This is a genomic window from Rahnella sp. PD12R (assembly GCF_019200965.1).
Lineage (GTDB): Bacteria > Pseudomonadota > Gammaproteobacteria > Enterobacterales > Enterobacteriaceae > Rahnella > Rahnella laticis.
The window spans coordinates 1-13,664 of the sequence record NZ_JAHTMS010000010.1; the positions used below are offsets into that span (position 1 = coordinate 1).

General features: G+C 50.2%; 15 protein-coding genes and 1 pseudogene. 6 read left to right on the plus strand and 10 right to left on the minus strand.

What is annotated here, in order from left to right:
• The 3 genes and pseudogenes from KWG64_RS18700 to KWG64_RS18710 all read left to right on the plus strand — a co-directional run.
• Window positions 1–128 (plus strand): annotated as a pseudogene (locus KWG64_RS18700) (IS200/IS605 family transposase); the annotation flags it as partial.
• 352 nt (window positions 129–480) lie between these two features.
• Window positions 481–786 (plus strand): DUF1471 domain-containing protein, encoded by a 306-nt coding sequence (locus tag KWG64_RS18705; protein ID WP_195824284.1) that lies wholly within the window; start codon window positions 481–483, stop codon window positions 784–786.
• A gap of 268 nt (window positions 787–1,054) precedes the next feature.
• Window positions 1,055–1,537 carry an Hcp family type VI secretion system effector gene (locus KWG64_RS18710; protein WP_195824285.1) on the plus strand — a complete coding sequence of 161 codons (483 nt, stop codon included), beginning with the start codon at window positions 1,055–1,057 and terminating at the stop codon, window positions 1,535–1,537.
• 24 nt (window positions 1,538–1,561) lie between these two features.
• Here the strand turns inward: KWG64_RS18710 and KWG64_RS18715 are convergent, their stop codons facing one another.
• From KWG64_RS18715 to KWG64_RS18725, 3 genes are all read right to left on the minus strand, one after another.
• Window positions 1,562–1,876, minus strand: a complete 315-nt coding sequence (locus KWG64_RS18715) for a DUF1493 family protein (protein WP_195824286.1) — start codon at window positions 1,874–1,876, stop codon at window positions 1,562–1,564.
• Window positions 1,876–2,325 carry an STM2901 family protein gene (locus KWG64_RS18720; protein ID WP_218522770.1) on the minus strand — a complete coding sequence of 150 codons (450 nt, stop codon included), beginning with the start codon at window positions 2,323–2,325 and terminating at the stop codon, window positions 1,876–1,878. The genes KWG64_RS18715 and KWG64_RS18720 overlap by 1 nt, the downstream gene beginning before the upstream one ends.
• A 410-nt stretch (window positions 2,326–2,735) precedes the next feature.
• Window positions 2,736–3,773, minus strand: a complete 1,038-nt coding sequence (locus KWG64_RS18725) for a baseplate J/gp47 family protein (RefSeq protein ID WP_218522771.1) — start codon at window positions 3,771–3,773, stop codon at window positions 2,736–2,738.
• Between the two features lie 29 nt (window positions 3,774–3,802).
• Between KWG64_RS18725 and KWG64_RS18730 the strand changes: the two genes are divergently transcribed.
• The gene (locus tag KWG64_RS18730) at window positions 3,803–3,949 is read left to right on the plus strand and encodes a hypothetical protein (protein WP_195824288.1); all 147 of its coding nucleotides are present in this window, start codon (window positions 3,803–3,805) and stop codon (window positions 3,947–3,949) included.
• A 247-nt stretch (window positions 3,950–4,196) separates the two neighbouring features.
• Here KWG64_RS18730 and KWG64_RS18735 read toward each other — a convergent pair whose 3' ends face one another.
• From KWG64_RS18735 to KWG64_RS18745, 3 genes are all read right to left on the minus strand, one after another.
• Window positions 4,197–4,796, minus strand: coding sequence for a hypothetical protein (locus KWG64_RS18735; RefSeq protein WP_195824289.1), 600 nt, complete (start codon window positions 4,794–4,796; stop codon window positions 4,197–4,199).
• Window positions 4,797–4,924: 128 nt separating this feature from the next.
• Window positions 4,925–5,392 carry a Gp138 family membrane-puncturing spike protein gene (locus KWG64_RS18740; RefSeq protein ID WP_255562230.1) on the minus strand — a complete coding sequence of 156 codons (468 nt, stop codon included), beginning with the start codon at window positions 5,390–5,392 and terminating at the stop codon, window positions 4,925–4,927.
• A protein-coding gene (locus KWG64_RS18745; RefSeq protein ID WP_218522772.1) for an IS3 family transposase occupies window positions 5,389–6,562 on the minus strand; the annotation gives its coding sequence in 2 pieces (ribosomal slippage) (window positions 5,389–6,295 and window positions 6,294–6,562; 1,176 coding nt in all). Before KWG64_RS18745 ends, KWG64_RS18740 begins: the two co-directional genes overlap by 4 nt.
• Window positions 6,563–7,032: 470 nt before the next feature.
• On the opposite strand from KWG64_RS18745, the gene KWG64_RS18750 reads away from it, so the two are divergent.
• A complete protein-coding gene (locus tag KWG64_RS18750; protein WP_195813105.1) occupies window positions 7,033–7,335 on the plus strand; it encodes a TM2 domain-containing protein in 303 nt (100 codons plus the stop codon).
• Window positions 7,336–7,421: 86 nt separating this feature from the next.
• Here the strand turns inward: KWG64_RS18750 and gltS are convergent, their stop codons facing one another.
• Window positions 7,422–8,624: a sodium/glutamate symporter gene (gene gltS, locus KWG64_RS18755; protein WP_218522773.1), complete on the minus strand. Its 1,203-nt coding sequence runs from the start codon at window positions 8,622–8,624 to the stop codon at window positions 7,422–7,424.
• Window positions 8,625–8,893: 269 nt separating this feature from the next.
• On the minus strand, window positions 8,894–10,090 hold the full coding sequence (fabV, locus tag KWG64_RS18760) for an enoyl-ACP reductase FabV (RefSeq protein ID WP_152326696.1): 1,197 nt from the start codon (window positions 10,088–10,090) through the stop codon (window positions 8,894–8,896).
• A 345-nt stretch (window positions 10,091–10,435) separates the two neighbouring features.
• On the opposite strand from fabV, the gene KWG64_RS18765 reads away from it, so the two are divergent.
• Window positions 10,436–11,908, plus strand: a complete 1,473-nt coding sequence (locus tag KWG64_RS18765) for a sugar porter family MFS transporter (protein WP_195824391.1) — start codon at window positions 10,436–10,438, stop codon at window positions 11,906–11,908.
• A 33-nt stretch (window positions 11,909–11,941) separates the two neighbouring features.
• On the opposite strand, the gene KWG64_RS18770 is transcribed toward KWG64_RS18765, so the two are convergent.
• The gene (locus KWG64_RS18770; RefSeq protein ID WP_218522774.1) at window positions 11,942–12,814 is read right to left on the minus strand and encodes a 4Fe-4S binding protein; all 873 of its coding nucleotides are present in this window, start codon (window positions 12,812–12,814) and stop codon (window positions 11,942–11,944) included.
• Window positions 12,814–13,662 carry a DmsC/YnfH family molybdoenzyme membrane anchor subunit gene (locus KWG64_RS18775; protein ID WP_218522775.1) on the minus strand — a complete coding sequence of 283 codons (849 nt, stop codon included), beginning with the start codon at window positions 13,660–13,662 and terminating at the stop codon, window positions 12,814–12,816. Before KWG64_RS18775 ends, KWG64_RS18770 begins: the two co-directional genes overlap by 1 nt.
• Between the last annotated feature and the right edge of the window lie 2 nt (window positions 13,663–13,664).

Below are 13,664 nucleotides of genomic sequence, written 5' to 3' on the forward strand. Positions count from 1 at the left end.
ACGTTGATACGGTTGGGAAAAATACGGCCAGGATACAGGAATACATAAAGCACCAACTGGAAGAGGATAAAATGGGTGAGCAGCTCTCGATCCCATATCCGGGCAGCCCGTTTACGGGCAGTAAGTAATCCATAGATGCAAATGTCAGATCGCGATGCGCCTGTTAGGGCGCGGCTGGTAACAGAGCCTTATAGGCGCATATGAAAAACCTCCGGCTATGCCGGAGGATATTTGTTCATGTCAAAAACACCGAACCTGTAACCCACTGTAAATATCCTCTTTGAATATTGCGTTAATTGTGGCGGAAGTTTGCTTAACAATGAATTAGCAATTAAAGCTAAAGGTCGCAACATCAAAAGGTGTTTATTGGCAATGTGCCGGATAAATATCTCAAGTGCGCAATCACCTCTGATTATTACGGCACATTCTGAATACCCGAATCATCCGGGTATAGAGACTGTTTTAGTGAGGAGTAAATCCATGAAAGGCTTAGTAAATGATGTTTTATCCATATTCTATCCAAAAGCTGTTAAGCCTGTTTTGGTGCGCGCCGGATTATCGCATCGTGAAATAGCCTCCCTGCAAGCCGTCGGCGTGACCACGGTTTCCTGGGCTACGTCCATGGAAGAACTCAACAGCGCGTTTGTTAAAAAAGCGTTAGACGCCGGTGCTGTCGGCTACCACATCACCAATGTGGAATCGCACAAACCGGGCAAGGAAGATCAGCACGTTATGGCCGCAACGGCGACCTTCTACCATATCAACCACGCAGGGGCTCGAAAATAACTCAACCAGTTGATATATAAATGTTTTTATCCACAAAAAACAAAATTCAGATGAAAAACCAACCGCCCGTAACCTCCTGATTTTAAGTAACTTAAAAATCGTTTTGCAGAAGACTTACGGGCATTAAATAACCAAATTATTCAAGCTGGTTATCCCCTTCAGAAATTCTCTTTCCTCTTCAATATCTGACTTAACTCAAATTTATCTTTCAAATGTTGCCTTCAACGCTTTAACATTAGCCGCACTTTTAATAAGGAGATTTAAAGGAATGCCAATTCCAGCTTACATGTGGCTTAAAGATGACGGCGGCGCACTCATTAAAGGCGGCGTTGATGTCAAAGACAGGGAATACAGCATCGAGGTAAAAGGTTTCCACCATAATCTGATGATCCCAACAGACAACGCGACGGGCAAGGTTACCGGCACGCGCATGCATTCACCCCTGCTGATCGTGAAGGATTTCGACTGCTCCAGCCCATACATCTATAAAGCTGTGGCAACTGGCCAGAATCTCGAATCTGCCGAGATAAAATGGTATCGCATTAACGATGCCGGTCAGGAAGTGGAATACTTCAACATGCTTTTGGAAAAGGTGCGAATCGTTTCAATTTCGCCAGCAATGGCTGCCAGTGATAACCCGCAGGATAACCATCTGGAGACAGTAGAACTGCGGTACGAGAAAATTACGTGGAAACATAACGACGGCAATATCATCTTTGCCGATTCATGGAATGACCGCCAAACGGCATGATGTGAAAAAGGGGCATAGCGCCCCTTAATCGTAAAGCCATCTTCCGGCTTTGGCAGACTCAATAATCATCTCAACAGTAAGAGGTTTGTACACCTTTTCTTTGTACTGCCGTCGAAGCCGGAACCACCACCACGGTAATTCAGGTTGAAAATAATCATCAATGTTAAAGTTGTCATATTTGATGTTATACCGTGTGAATAAATCTAAAAGCATTTCTTCCAGTTCTTCCGGTACAAAATAAAAATGTTCTCTAAAAGTCCAGTCTTTGCTGACTGGTTTCTTCCGGTCGCTGTAATGTTCAGTGATGTATTGAAGAATCTCATTTTCATCAATTGCCATCAGAAGTACGTCCACGCTACACGGTCTTGAGGGTACGCGATAAGGTTATATTTATTGCGGGTATCCCTTGCCACAAGGCCAACCAGTACTACTCCCTGAGCGTAACCAAGATAGGGAACTGCACGGCCTACAACAGCCCCGATTTTATTCGTATGGCGAACCTCGCCCAGTACCATTGATTCAATACGCATTCCTTTAGGGAATCTTGCATTATTAAAAATACGTCTTGCCATCTTTGACGCTATGCTGGTTTTGTTGCCTTTCGCACCCAGAACCTGACGCTTTGGTAAAATTGGCTGACCTGCAATAATGGTTGCAGCAGTTTCAACTGCCATTCCGGTGTGGTCTGCGAAAGATTCGATGAAGATTAGCCAAAACAACTCTTCTTTAGTTACGTTGGCATGACCGTGATAAAAGTATGTCCCGCCCAACGTTTCTGTAGTATCCATTCTCAATATCCTTTTGATTAGAATGGTTAAAGAATACATCCTGCAGCTGAAGCGAGCAATATGATCACATACACGGAATATCATCAAACTCGTCGGTCGTCGCATCGTTCATGATCTGAATCAGATTTCGCTTAGTGAGAAAAGCCCCGGTGCAGGTCGGGGCTTTCAGCGTAAAGCATAAGCAATCACCGCCACAGCAAACCCTATCGATGCCACCAAAGCTGATTAACTCCTGCGATATTTGCACCTTTTTCGCTCATTTTTCCACCTATTACGCAAGAAAGATTTAGTGATACTATTTCTTTGTACAGACTTCTCCGTTATTCACTCACGGTTTTGTAGATACAAAAAAGCCCCGACTGCTGGTTACAGTTCGGGGCTTTCGCATTTTTGGCACAAAAAAACCGCATCTAAGCGGCTGTTATTAATATTCTTTCCAGTCCGAGAAGGTCAGCGGTTCCCCGTAGGCATAGCAGCGTGTAATTCACAATGTCTTCCCTGATTTTGTCTTTTTCATCCTCGCCGAGCGTGCTGGTGCTGATGTTGATCTGTACATAAATTGTCAGATACTCGGGCCTGTAAAACGTGATGTTGACCGGCTGGCCTTTCGGCGTAAAAGTATCGATGCTGGTTTTGTTCGGATAGTTGTTGAAGCGATTTAAACCGAACCCTGGATTCTTATGCGTGGCCATAGCCAGCACAATATCATCCGTTTCCCCACCATCGATAAACACCTCCATGCTATGGCGGTAAGCGCCGTGCTCATCCGTTTCCGAGTCGGGATTTTCATGCACCAGCACCTGTTTAACCCCTGTGACGTTGCCCAGCGCGGCCTTCATGTTGTCGACCTGATTGTTTCCGGGCAGCGCGACGGATTCAGTCCGACGGACGCGGAAAGCGTTGTCGCTCTCCTCGGCTTTTCCCAAACTTGCACCAGCCGTATTAGTTACCGTAAGAATTCGCGGTACAGGAGTCGCAATGATGGTCAGCGTACCGGGGTTTGCGCTCTCCGCGCCCGCTGTCGTGCATGTGACACCCACCGAGGCATAACCGCTGCTATTCGTCATTACGATGATGTCCGTAGCCCACAGCGTGCCGGTGATCCGATGACGTACCTTTGTGCCTGCAGGTATCTCGATCAAGCCCTCACCGACGAACGCCGCGGTATCGGTCGAAAAGCTTTCTGGCTGCCGGTGCAGACCGGCGAACGCGGCGATGAAATCCAGCGGCTGTCCGATAGCTGAATTTGGGTCAGATGAATGGTAGGCGTTGATTACCTCTTCATCGATGCTCGCCAACGCCTCTGACCATGCCGCAAACGCCAGGCCGTCCGGTGTCTCCGGAGCGATATTCCAGGCGCGGTCAATATCGAGATATTTCGCGCTCAGTTCGTCCTTGTATTCCTGCAGAGTTTTACCGGTCGCCCCGTATTTTGTGATTTCGGCCATTACAGCTCCTTTTCATACAAGAATTCGAATTGATCGTTATTAATATCAATGAGTTCCGCGAACACGGTAAAACGCCGCTTTTTGGTGTCCGTATTCATCTCGAATCTGCTGATCGCCATCACGCCACGCGTGCCGAGAATACCTTGCTTAATATTCGCTTCTGCAATGTCGCGTGAAGACTTTCCGAGAATACTTTGAAACCACGCTGTACCGGCTGTGGCATCGAGAAAATACTCCCCCAAAAAAAGACGAAGCCTGCAAATGCAGGCTTGTCGTGTTTCGTCCTTTCAGGTTGCGAAGTGTTCGCCACTGGTAACAATATCTTCTGTGAAATTACGGATCATTTATTTACTCCGGCTCACGAGGATTAAGCCTGAACAATAAGAATAGATGATGAAACCCTTCTTATTTGGATAAAACAAGTTACGAAAGTGCTTTCCTGACGCCTTTAAGCACAGGGATTAAGCTAAACAGATAATTGCTATCTACAGGTACAGCCTCCTGATAAAATTCGAATGCATATCGTTTAGATACGAAATAATTTTTAATTTTAGAAAGAAACTCTAATAGGACTTCTTCGCTCGCTATTGACCTGTTTAGCTCAGCTATTTCGGCAACGATTTTTTTTCTTGTATCTTCATTTAGCGAAAGATATAAGGCATGGATATCGTGAGTTTGATGTTCTTTAGGAACTACCAATCGGCTATGATGTATAGCGACGATAGCTTCCTCAGGGTCTAAATACTCCTCCTCAGTTACCTCTATAAATTCATTGCCTTCACTGATTTTCACATATGCCGGATCTGTCATCCTTTCAACAAGCAGAGCTTTAAAATACAGCTCAAGCGCCAATACAGCATTTGTATAAATGACATTTTTCTTAGGATCCAGTGGATCAACCCAACCATCTGCCAGGTTAATAGCAACGTCACTAAATGTTGCTGCCATGTCTAAGATATACTCAGGGCCAATCCAGAGGGTTGAAGATACCCCAGGATTCGGCGGGGTTTTAGGTTTTGACATATAAATAAACCTTTCTCTGTAAGTTAGATTTTCATTCCATTATTGAAGGGTCTCATCTAAAAACTACTATAAATCATCACGAACATTAGCAACATAGTTTGTAATGGCTTCTGTTAATATCGGTGCTATTACTCAGGTGTCCCGCTTTTACTCTCACCTGACTGTACACCACCGTGCTTGTGGGTACCGCCTATTTTCACACCGTTATGGGTCAACCCTCCCGCCCCCAACTCGAGTACCTGCTCCCCCGCAGTCATAACCATGCCGTTTTCAGTTAGCTGCAATACCTGGCTGCCAGCAACCATTTTGACGCCGTTATCGGTGAGTTGAAGTTGCACCGTTCCCCCGGCGTTGCTCATGCCGATGCCGGTCGTTGGCAGTCCTGCGATACAGCTCGCGCGTGAACGATAACCCTGCGCGAAAAAAGCATCTGAAGCATCAAACATGCGGGCATCGAGCGGGCGCACCGGCCCGCCTTGTTCAAGCCAGTAATCAACAGATCGGTGTGAGAAATGAATAAATCCTTCCGTTCCCTCAGGAAGTTCATGAAACACCGACCACTGCGCGGTACCGGCGAACTGCACTTTAGTGGTCAACAAAAACTGGCCACAGCTTTAGAGTTTTTCCAGAACAATCGTTCTGATTCATTCGGCGTCAAACCACCATTATATTGATGAGGTCTGAGCTGGCTGTAATATCCTGTGATGTAATTCGTTATTGCCGTGCTGGCTTCGCTAAAATTCGCGTAGCCATTATCCGGTACCCACCCTGTTTTCAGGCTTCTGAAGAACCGTTCCATTGGACTGTTATCCCAGCAATTTCCCCGGCGACTCAGGCTTTGCTTTATCTGATATCTCCACAGTAACTGTCTGAAATTCCTGCTGGTATAGTGACTGCCTTGATCCGAGTGATACAGTAAATTAGCCGGTTTACCCCGTGCTTCCCAGGCCATCGACAGGGCTTTACCTGTCAGTGCTGAATCAGGGAAAAATGACATCGCCCAGCCAACCGGTTTACGGGAAAACAAATCGAGTACAACAGCCAGATAAGCCCAGCGTTTTCCCGTCCAGATATAAGTCACATCACCGCACCAGGCCTGATTAGGCTCGGTAACAGCAAACTGGCGATCCAGATAATTAGGGATCTCGATGTGTTCCTTAGACGCCTTCTTATAACGATGGCCAGGTTGCTGACAGCTGATAATATTGAGCGCTTTCATCAGCTTTGTTGCCCGCCAGCGGCTTAGTTTAACGCCTTTGGTGGTGACCATCGCGGCAATATTACGTGCACCTGCGGAACCATTACTTTCGCGATAGCTTTCACGAACAAGACTGAGTAATGCCACGCGTGTGGCATCAGGCTTCTTTGGCTGCCGCCAGTATTTATAGCTGCTGCGATGAACCCCAAACACGTTGCACACAACGGCAACAGGAAACCGCGCCCTGAGCTTCTCAACTAATGAGAATTGTTCAGGGAGTCTGACATCAAGAGCGTGGTAGCTTTTTTAATATATCCCTTTCCATTTCAACGCGTTGAAGTCTTTTCTTCAACTCACGTATCTCAATCTGCTCAGGTGTCATGGGTGAAGCTATGGGTGATTTTCCCGCTCGCTCTTCTTTCAGTTGTCGAACCCATTTATCCATCGTGGATTTGCCGGCATTCATCGCAGTGGCAGCGGCGGCAACGGTGTAATGCTGATCGAGTACAAGCTGGGCAGCCTCGAGGCGAAACTCGGGGCTAAAATTGCGTCTGTTACGTCCGATCATAATGTCACCTGTTTTGACTATGAGGTGATGATATCACCTCTATTCAGGTGGCCAAATTCACTATGCCACTACGCTTCTGGGACACAAAAACAGCATGATGACCGATAAATACAATGACGATCGAGGGAAAGAATGGAAGGAATTGTCTGTATAAATCGCATACAGTTTTGCAGAAGAATTTTGCAGGAGTTTTGCAGAAGAAATTTTTACCCTTATAAAATAGTACGTTATCCGTTATCTACCATATCAACCACAAAGTGGCTTATGGCTGATGGATTACGACAGCAGTGATGAAATGAAAATGCCGCAGGCCGGGAAGGTTTGCGGCATTTTTTAATTATCAGAATGGCGATTTGCAATCAATTGAAGGGAACTCTCTGCGCCATCAACGCCCATCATTCTCTTTTTCTTAATGTAAAGAACGAGTAAGATTAGCCCGAATAACAACAAATAAGGGAAAGGAACAGGAAATGGGATCGATGGTTTTTTGTAGAGGATGCGGAAAGGAGATCCACGAGTCTGCCAAAGCATGCCCTCACTGCGGAGCCACTCAAGGCATTAATACGCAAGGGACTAAAAGCAGAATTGCGGCAGCTTTATTAGCATTCTTTTTAGGTGCCTTTGGCGTCCACAAGTTTTACTTAGGCAAAATCGGGCAGGGTTTCTTATACCTCATTTTCTGCTGGACGTTTATTCCGTCAATAATCGCATTCATTGAGTTCATTATTTACTTATGCGATTCAGATGAGAATTTTGCCAAAAAATACGGCTGAACGGACTCATCCATGACGATAAAAGCCACTGATTAAGTGGCTTTTTTTGTTTGGTGCCGAAAGCATTGCTCATCTGTTTTTTAACGCTAAGCATATATAGGCAGCAGTAAAAATAACTTAATCACGATGACATTGACGATATCGATAAAGAACGCGCCCACCATCGGCACAACCAGAAAGGCCAGATGCGAAGGCCCGAACCGTTGCGTGACCGCCTGCATGTTGGCAATCGCCGTTGGCGTCGCGCCCAGCCCGAGGCCGCAGTGTCCGGACGCTAAAACAACCGCATCATAATTTTTACCCATCACGCGGTACGTAATAAAAATCGCATACAGCGCCATGGTGACGGTCTGAACAAACATGATCGCCATAATCGGTAACGCCAGCGAAGCAATCTCCCAGAGTTTCAGGCTCATCAGCGCCATCGCAAGAAAAAGAGACAAACTCACATTCCCGAGAATCGAGACAGCGTGTTCAAAAACACGATAAAAACCTAACCAGGACAACGTGTTGCTGAGTATCACGCCGATAAATAAAACATAAACGAAAGTGGGCACCTCAAGCGAGGAGCCTTGCATAAGGTCTGATACAAACCTTCCCGCGCTCAGACAAATCGCGATTAACGCGATGGTTTCCACAAATATTAACGGCGTGATCTCGCGCGCGGCTCCCGGTTTTTCAAATAACATCGGATCCGCGGTATCGTCCGCGACGCCGCCGGGAACGGCGCACCGGCTCAGCAGAAAACGTGCAATCGGCCCGCCCAGAAGGCCGCCCAGCACCAGCCCGAATGTCGCACACGCCATCGCCACTTCCGTGGCATTACGGAAACCATATTGTTCGACAAAGACTTTACTCCATGTCGCGCCCGTACCGTGACCGCCCGTCAGTGTGATTGACCCGGTCAGAAGCCCCATCAGCGGGTTTAATCCCAGCATTTTCGCCATGCCAATGCCGATAATATTCTGCAATACTAGCAAACCGGTGACGACGCAGATGAGGAGGATCAGCGTCCGCCCACCGGAACGAAGGCTGGCCAGATTGGCGTTTAACCCGATGGTGGCGAAAAACGCCAGCATCAGCGGTTCTCTCAGAGACATGTCGAAGTCTATATCTGTGCCGGTAAACTGGTTGATTGCCAGCAGCAATAACGCCACCAGCAAGCCGCCCACCACAGATTCAGGGATGGTGTATTTACGCAGCACGCCAACGGACTGCACGCATTTACGCCCCAAAATAAGCACCAGTGTCGCGGCAACCAACGTGCCATAAGTATCAATCTGAATCATAAGGGGATCTCACTTTCATCATCTCTGAAATGAGGGAAGAAATGTGCAGGCAATGGACAGCAGACGACGCCCGCATAAATCAATGATAGTCGGTCTTTACGGGAGATTTGCTGGGGAGTGAGGGATTTGTTTGAGCTGTGGGACCGCAATGAGACCAAAATCATGACGCTTGAATTTCAGGGTGTGTGTTATTACCGCGGCCACAAAAAAACCCAGTCCCGCCTTTCGGCAGAGCTGGGTTTTCAGCAATCGTTGCCCGTTAAATCAGATTACATCTGGATCAGATGTTTGATTTTCACGTCCGGATTGGTGTCGGCGGCGTAATCAACGCCGTTCAGGCCAAAGCCGAACAGGCGCATGAATTCACTTTTGTAGCCTGCGAAATCCGTCAGTTCAGCGATGTTATCGTTGGTGACTTCGTCCCACAGTTTACCGACTTCTTCCTGCACTTCTGGCGCGATCTCTTTCAGGTCAGCACGCAGACGGCCTTCGTTGTCCAGCAGCGGAGAAGCACCGTACAGGCTCTCTTTGTACAAGCCGTAAACCTGCTCGATACAACCTTCGTGGGTGCCCTTCTCTTTCATCACTTTGAACAGCAGGGAAAGGTACAGCGGCATCACAGGAATGGCAGAACTCGCCTGAGTGACAACGGCTTTCAGAACAGAAACGCGTGCGTCGCCGTGCTGTTCTGACAGTGAGCTGCGGATATCCAGAACACGTTTGTCCAGATCCTTTTTCGCTTCGCCGATAGAACCGTTCCAGTAGATGTCCTGCGTTACTTCTTCACCCAGGTAGGTGAAGGCCGTGGTTTTCGCGCCATCCGCCAGCACACCGGCTGCTTTCAGGTCTTCAATCCACATCTGCCAGTCTTCGCCACCCATCACCGCAACAGTCCCGGCGATTTCTTCCGGCGTTGCAGGTTCGAGCGTGGTTTCGTTAATGGTTTCTTTATCGGTGTTGATGCCACGGATAGTCACTTGCTTACCGATTGGCTTCAGGGTGGAGTTGAACACTTCACCGGTTTTCGGATGGGTACGGCGTGGCGCTGCCAGGCTGTAAACCACCAGATCAACCTGACCGAGATCCTGTTTAATCAGTTCGATGGTTTTCTGTTTTACTTCATCAGAGAACGCGTCGCCGTTGATGCTTTTGGCATACAGGCCTTTTGCTTCAGCGAATTCTTCGAATGCGGCAGAGTTGTACCAGCCCGCGGTGGCGGTTTTGGATTCATCGCCCGGACGTTCGAAGAAGATGCCCAGCGTGGCAGCGTCAGAACCGAAAGCAGCGGAGATGCGGGCAGCGAGGCCGTAACCGGTGGAGGCACCGATCACCAGGACTTTTTTCGGGCCGCCGTCGATTTTACCCTGTGCGGTCACGTAATCGATTTGTTCTTTAACGTTCGCCTTGCAACCTTCCGGATGGGCAGTAACACAGATAAAGCCACGGATGCGTGGTTTGATAATCATATAGACCTCATTGTTGCAACTGTCTCAGTAAATTGGCCGATAGAATATAGGTTTGCGCCGTTTCAGGCAAAACCTGCTGCTTTATCCCATCGTAAACAGACTTCTCTTAAGTGAAAACTGGTTCAATTTTACCCGAATGGACAAAAAAACCACCGGGCTATGCTCTGTGAGCAAGTGTAATCCAGTTACCCCCCTTCTCCTGCGCGCTGGTCAGTATTTTCCGAAATTTCAGCATCCGGCGTGCCACAAACCACTCATTTTTCCTTTTTCCTACCAAAATCCTCAACATGCGTTACGTTTAATAGTTGTGTGATCTGCATCACACTCCATAACGACAATAATGAAATACAGGGAGCACTTGTGACTGACAAACTCAAAGACGGACAGGAAAGCGAGGCGAAGAAAGCGCCGCAGCCGACCGAACCGCTGGTAAAAGTAATCGCGTTCATCGCCACCCTCGGTGGTTTGCTTTTTGGCTACGACACCGGGGTGATCGCCGGCGCGCTGCTGTTTATGAAGCACGACCTCCACCTGACCTCAGTGACCACCGGGATGGTCACCAGTTTTCTAATACTGGGTTCCGCCATCGGGGCCATCTGCGCCGGACGTGTCGCTGACCGGTTTGGCCGCAAGAAAATCATCCTCGTAATGGCGCTGATTTTCATGCTCGGCTCGCTGGGTTGTGCGCTGGCACCGAACGTCGTGCTGATGATTATCTTCCGCTTCATTCTCGGGTTGGCCGTCGGCGGCGCAGCGGCGATTGTGCCGATTTATATCGCCGAAATTGTGCCGTCTAACCGTCGCTGGCAGTTTGTGACCTTGCAGGAACTGATGATTGTTTCCGGCCAGCTGATTGCTTACACCAGTAATGCGGCGATTAACGAAGTCTGGGGCGGTGAAACGACGTGGCGCTGGATGCTCGGTGTGGCGTGTGTTCCGGCGGTGATTTTGTGGGTCGGCATGTTATTCCTGCCAGACACACCGCGCTGGTACGCCATGCACGGCCGCTACCGCGAGGCGCGCGACGTGCTGGAGCGCACCCGTAAAGCGGGCAAGGTCGAGAAAGAACTGAGCGAAATCCGCAGTTCTATGAGTTCTAAAAGTGAGAAACACTCACGCCGCCAGAAGACCATTTCCGTGTGGATGAAGCGGCTGGTGGCGCTGGGGATCGGGGTCGCGATGCTTCAGCAACTCTCGGGCGTAAACACGATTATGTTCTACGCGCCGACGATGTTGCAGGCCACCGGGCTGAGCACCAATGCGTCGCTGATGGCGACTATCGCGAACGGCGTGATTTCGGTGATCATGACGTTCGTCGGGATCATGCTGCTGAGCCGTTTCGGGCGGCGTCCGCTCTTGCTGACCGGGCAAATTGGTTGCACCTGTACGCTGCTTGCCATCGGGCTGGTGACCTGGCTGATGCCGGAGACGGTCAACGGCCATCCTGATGCGGTGCGCAGTTATCTGGTGCTTGGCGGGATGCTGATTTTCCTGTGCTTCCAGCAGGGCGCGCTGTCGCCGGTCACCTGGCTGTTGCTGTCGGAAATGTTCCCGATGCGCATCCGCGGTATGGCGAACGGCGTCTCGGTATTTGCCATGCAGATGACGAACTTCTCCATCGCGTTTATGTTCCCGATCATGCTGGAAAGCATCGGGCTGACCTGGTCATTCTTCACGTTTGCCGCCATCGGCGTGGCGGGCGGGATATTCGCGGTGATTTTCGCCCCGGAAACCCAGGGTAAAACGCTGGAACAGATCGAGAAACACTTCAAAAAGCATTTACAGGATGACCCTGCGCCAGAGAAGGCCGGCGTTTAAACCCTTTCACCGGCGCAGGGATGCGCCTTTTACTCAAACCTCACGCATATTAAAACGGTGCTTCCGGCAGACCGGGCACCGTTTTTCATCTGCTGACCATGACGTAAACGGGCGGCGGCACGTCATACACACCGCGCCCGTTGTTTCCAAAATTTCTGAACCCGCCGCAATATCCTTCTCCACGCCAATCGCTTTTTCGAAGCACAGGGTTTCGCAGTTGCCACAACCCGTACATTTTTGCGCATTCAGCGTAAAAGACGTGCTGCTGATATAAATCGCTGATTCGGGGCAAACCCGCGCACAAGCGCCGCACAGCGAGCACTTTTCGCGATCCAGCACAATGCGATATTCGGTGACCTGCGGGAAGCTGGCGCGTCGTGCCCTGCCGCCCGGTGTAACGTGGCTGGTCTGGTGGGAATCGTCTTTGATGCGCAGCCAGTGACGGCGCGATCCCTGCTGAGTCTCTTCAGAAGCTGGCTGTAGATCCCACAACGGTTCACCGGTTTTTTTCAGCCAGATATTCAGGGCGGCAACCGCCATCAGCCAGCCGGTGTGCGAACCGGCCTCCATTTCAACGGCGCGTATCTGGTATTGCGCGTGCCACATCAGCAGTTCGTTAACCGACGGCGCGCTCAGGCTCAGCGGCACCGTCAGACAGCCGTCGCGGTAAGCACGTTCCGGCGGCGTAATGCCTTCTATCGCGCCAGCCGGACAGGCAAAAAGACAGGCCCCGCAGGCCGTACAACCTGCGGTTTCTATTTCAATCCTACCGTTGTTTACCTTTATGACGCCCGCGCCGCAGACATCCGCGCAGGCCTGACAAGGGTTGCCGGGCAGAGTATTGCGAACGCAGGCCCGTCCGGCACCGGCTTGGGGCGGACGGGCATCGAGCGAAAACAATTTCATTATTGAATACTGAAAAAGTTAAAGCGCAACATCACTTCGGCAATCAGGATTAGCACCGCGCCCGCCAGCAACCGCAGGCGGCTGAACCGCTGCGTGTGCAGACATAATGCCGTCACGCACACGCCTGCAATCAGCAGCGCCCAGGCCACAAAACGCGTGACCGCCATCTGCCCGTACGCTTCCAGAGGCTGATGCGGGAACGTCATCAGATCCGCGCCGCCCAGGCTGGCCAGATAGTTACCGTACACCGGCTGAACCAGCAGGCGTAAAACGGTGATCGCGATCAGCACGCCAATCGACATCAACGCCAGCCTGCGCACGGTTCCCCACGCCAGCAACGGACGCGCCGCCAGTGTCCACAATCCGCTGACCGCGCCGAGGGTCAGCGCGGTGCCGCCAAACATCACGTAGGTGTTGAAGTGCATCCACGTGACAACGGAAGCGTGAACGTAAATCGCGCTCATGCAGAAGATATCCACCGCGCCCGTCGCGACGCCAATCACCATCAACAGCGCGATCACCCGTTTGGTCAGAAGCGCAATCAGCGTCGCCAGCCCCAGCGCCGCCAGATATCCACTGGCGAACACGATTTCACGGCTCAGCCATGAACTGCTGAAATGGCTCAGCGCATGCAACGCGTTAAGCGGATACCCGAGATGCGCGGTGGACGCGATAAGCCCGAGCGCACCGGCAATAAACGCCGTCAGCATGGCGGGCAGCGCAAGACGATGCTTTTCTCTGGCGCTCAGTTTGTCCGCGCCGGAAATCAGGATCAGCGTGGTGAACAGCGTAATGCCGACGGAACTCTGGATCAGCAAAGTGAAAATAATAAGTGGCCATTCATGCATGA

Bases quoted from the DNA above. Each gene is read 5' to 3' on its own strand.
- KWG64_RS18705 (WP_195824284.1), top strand. From the start codon at position 481: ATGAAAGGCTTAGTAAATGATGTTTTATCCATATTCTATCCAAAAGCT.
- KWG64_RS18710 (WP_195824285.1), top strand. From the start codon at position 1,055: ATGCCAATTCCAGCTTACATGTGGCTTAAAGATGACGGCGGCGCACTC.
- KWG64_RS18715 (WP_195824286.1), bottom strand. From the start codon at position 1,876: ATGGCAATTGATGAAAATGAGATTCTTCAATACATCACTGAACATTAC.
- KWG64_RS18720 (WP_218522770.1), bottom strand. From the start codon at position 2,325: ATGGATACTACAGAAACGTTGGGCGGGACATACTTTTATCACGGTCAT.
- KWG64_RS18725 (WP_218522771.1), bottom strand. From the start codon at position 3,773: ATGGCCGAAATCACAAAATACGGGGCGACCGGTAAAACTCTGCAGGAA.
- KWG64_RS18735 (WP_195824289.1), bottom strand. From the start codon at position 4,796: ATGTCAAAACCTAAAACCCCGCCGAATCCTGGGGTATCTTCAACCCTC.
- KWG64_RS18750 (WP_195813105.1), top strand. From the start codon at position 7,033: ATGGGATCGATGGTTTTTTGTAGAGGATGCGGAAAGGAGATCCACGAG.
- gltS (WP_218522773.1), bottom strand. From the start codon at position 8,624: ATGATTCAGATTGATACTTATGGCACGTTGGTTGCCGCGACACTGGTG.
- fabV (WP_152326696.1), bottom strand. From the start codon at position 10,090: ATGATTATCAAACCACGCATCCGTGGCTTTATCTGTGTTACTGCCCAT.
- KWG64_RS18770 (WP_218522774.1), bottom strand. From the start codon at position 12,814: ATGAAATTGTTTTCGCTCGATGCCCGTCCGCCCCAAGCCGGTGCCGGA.
- KWG64_RS18775 (WP_218522775.1), bottom strand. From the start codon at position 13,662: ATGCATGAATGGCCACTTATTATTTTCACTTTGCTGATCCAGAGTTCC.